This is a genomic window from Variovorax sp. WDL1, from assembly GCF_001541225.1.
Lineage (GTDB): Bacteria > Pseudomonadota > Gammaproteobacteria > Burkholderiales > Burkholderiaceae_C > Variovorax.
In genome coordinates this window covers 6754-9162 of sequence record NZ_LMTS01000130.1, presented here as the reverse complement: position 1 = coordinate 9162, position 2409 = coordinate 6754, and the positions used below count along the sequence as shown (strand labels likewise).

Here is a 2409-nt window from a genome sequence, read left to right as displayed (position 1 = left end):
GACGCTTCATCGTGGCACCTCAGAGGAAATCGACGCTGCCGAGGAACACCTGGCCCCGGCGTTCGCAGCACGCATAGGGACGCCACAGCGCCCAGGCGTAATCGCCTTGCTGGGCCTGGGTCAGCGTGCCGCTGTGGGGGAACACCACGCAGGTGTTGGACAGGCGCGGCGTCAGCTCCTGCCACTTGCCGGTCGAGGCATCGCCTTCCATCAGTGCGCCGGCCGGCCAGTAGCCGTCGCGGGCGTTGGCGAGCAGCGGCTGGTACACGTGCAACTGCCAGCGCCGCGTGACGACATCACCGGCGCGCTGGGCGACGACGGCCCCGGACTTGTGGTCGTCGGTCTGGTGCAGGAAGCCGCCGCGCGGATAGACATTGCCCCAGAGGTTCATCGTGGTGCGCGCACCGACCTCGCGCCGGCCCGGGATCAGCGCCTCCGGGTAGGCCATCTCGGGCACGTTGTAGCGCCAGGCCAGCGTGTCCAAGGTGCTGAGCAGATACGGCATGAAGGCCGTGCCCGCGCCTTGGCAGAAATTGCCCGAGGACGAGGCGAACTGGTTGAACACCTCGCCGCCGGGGTGACCGATGACATCGGCGTTCTTGAATTTGGCGAGGTTGTTCTCGTGGTCTTCGTTCGTGGTCCCATCGCCTCCGGCCTGTGCGGAGGGATTGGGCGTGCTCATCGCCTGCACCTCGACCCAGGGGTTCTCGCCGGTGTTGCTGTAGCTGGAGACGACCGCATCGGGCACGTAGTGCCTGACCTTCACGGAGGTGCGCACCGAGCAGCCGCCATAGGTGCAATACAGCCAGTAGCAGATCCCCACCACCCGATACTCCAGGCAGTCCGGCGACATGACGGACGAGACGATGGTGGCGGTGTTCAAGGCGTAGCTGCCCGTGGCGCTGACCAGCAGCAGCGAGGCCACGGCCACGCGCAGGCGGCGCAGCAGATCGAATGGGCGCGTCATGGCTGCGCCCTCCGGTGCTGTTCGACGCGCGCGACGGCGCGGGCGACGTCCGGCTCGCCATAGACCACATAGCGCTGGTCCACCACGACGGCCGGGATGCTGGTGATGCCCAGGCTCCAGGCGTCGGTCACGCCCTGGTAGGCGGAAGCGATGCGGCGCTGGAGATCGGCGCCGCCGGTGCTCAGCCGGCGCTTGACCACGGCTGTCGCCTGGTCCGGGTCAGTGGGCAGATTCGCCGAAAGCTCGGCCTCGATCTGGGGTGCTTCGTCCAGCTCGATCAGCCGCTCGCCACCCATGGTCTTGACCGGGTGGTGGATGTCGGTGACGACGACCACGTCGGCGGCGAAGGTGGCCGGGCTGAAGACGGCCAGAGCCGCCGGCAGTGCCACGGCCAGGCCAAGGGTTCGCCAGCCTGGCACGAACCTGGAAAAAGCTGCTGGCATGTCGCACGCCCCGGAAAGTTGATCAGGGCCATAGTCAAACGCTGAACCCCATGCGGCCCCAACAAACAATGCGCATCGCGGCCACCCCGCATACCCGCTTGTGTCGGCGCAAAGAAAAAAGCGGAGGCCGAAGCCCCCGCGTTTATCGACGAAGCGATGCGACCGTTACAGCAGGCCCGACTCCGCAAAGGAGAACGGGGCGCCCTGGCCGACGATGATGTGGTCCAGTACCCGCACATCGATGAGCGCCAGCGCGGCCTGAAGTTGCTGGGTCAGCATGCGATCCGCGCTCGACGGCTCGGAGACACCCGAAGGATGCTGGTGGGCGAAGACCGCCGCAGCGGCATTCAACTGCAGGACACGCTGCACAACGACACGCGGATAGACCGAAGTCGAGTTGATCGTGCCCTTGAACAGCGGCTCGTAGGCCAGAACCTGGTGCATGGTGTCCAGGAATACGGCAGCGAATATCTCATTCGGCTCAGCGACCAGTTTCAGGCGCAGGTAGTCCCGCACGGCGGCCGGCTGGCTGAGGCACGGTCCAGCTTTGAAGATCCGTCTCTCCAGCAGCACGATGGCTTGCTGGATGATCCAGTCCTCGTGCTGGACAGCGACGGCGGAAAGCGACTCCATGCAGGAGTCATTGACGACGAAAGACATGGCGAACCTCCAGACGGTGAGATCGGAAGGCGCACGCCCAGGAGGACAAGCCCTCCTGGGGATGAGAACGAACAAGGTGCATCCATCACCACGGCTGTGGTGATCGCTCGCGGCCAGGATGCGAGGCGAATGGGTCGCGGTCAGCGCAGAGGCCTGCGCCGTAGCCTTGAAGACCGGGGCTACCTGGGCATGTCGCCGACGACGTCGGCAGGCATTTCCGATTCCGATGTGGGTGTGGCGGCGGGATCGCCGGCCGCAAGCATGTCCATGGCCGACAGCAAGGCATCGCCCTCGATCGGCCCCTGCAGCAGGATTGCCTTGCCGGTCTCGCGATCGTGC

The 2409-nt window shown here is 66.0% G+C and carries 3 protein-coding genes and 1 pseudogene; all 4 read right to left on the bottom strand.

From position 1 onward, the window contains the following. Positions 1-19 precede the first annotated feature (19 nt). Positions 20-967, bottom strand: coding sequence for a TIGR03756 family integrating conjugative element protein (locus APY03_RS18010; protein ID WP_068678678.1), 948 nt, complete (start codon positions 965-967; stop codon positions 20-22). Further along, the gene (locus APY03_RS18005; RefSeq protein WP_068678676.1) at positions 964-1410 is read right to left on the bottom strand and encodes a TIGR03757 family integrating conjugative element protein; all 447 of its coding nucleotides are present in this window, start codon (positions 1408-1410) and stop codon (positions 964-966) included. The genes APY03_RS18010 and APY03_RS18005 overlap by 4 nt, the downstream gene beginning before the upstream one ends. A 165-nt stretch (positions 1411-1575) precedes the next feature. Continuing rightward, positions 1576-2070, bottom strand: coding sequence for a JAB domain-containing protein (locus tag APY03_RS18000; RefSeq protein ID WP_068678674.1), 495 nt, complete (start codon positions 2068-2070; stop codon positions 1576-1578). Between the two features lie 179 nt (positions 2071-2249). Continuing rightward, positions 2250-2409, bottom strand: a pseudogene (locus tag APY03_RS44005) (disulfide bond formation protein DsbA); the annotation flags it as partial.

What these genes read in the sequence shown, in the direction of transcription:
- APY03_RS18010 (WP_068678678.1), bottom strand. Translation starts at nt 967, where the DNA reads ATGACGCGCCCATTCGATCTGCTGCGCCGCCTGCGCGTGGCCGTGGCC.
- APY03_RS18005 (WP_068678676.1), bottom strand. Translation starts at nt 1,410, where the DNA reads ATGCCAGCAGCTTTTTCCAGGTTCGTGCCAGGCTGGCGAACCCTTGGC.
- APY03_RS18000 (WP_068678674.1), bottom strand. Translation starts at nt 2,070, where the DNA reads ATGTCTTTCGTCGTCAATGACTCCTGCATGGAGTCGCTTTCCGCCGTC.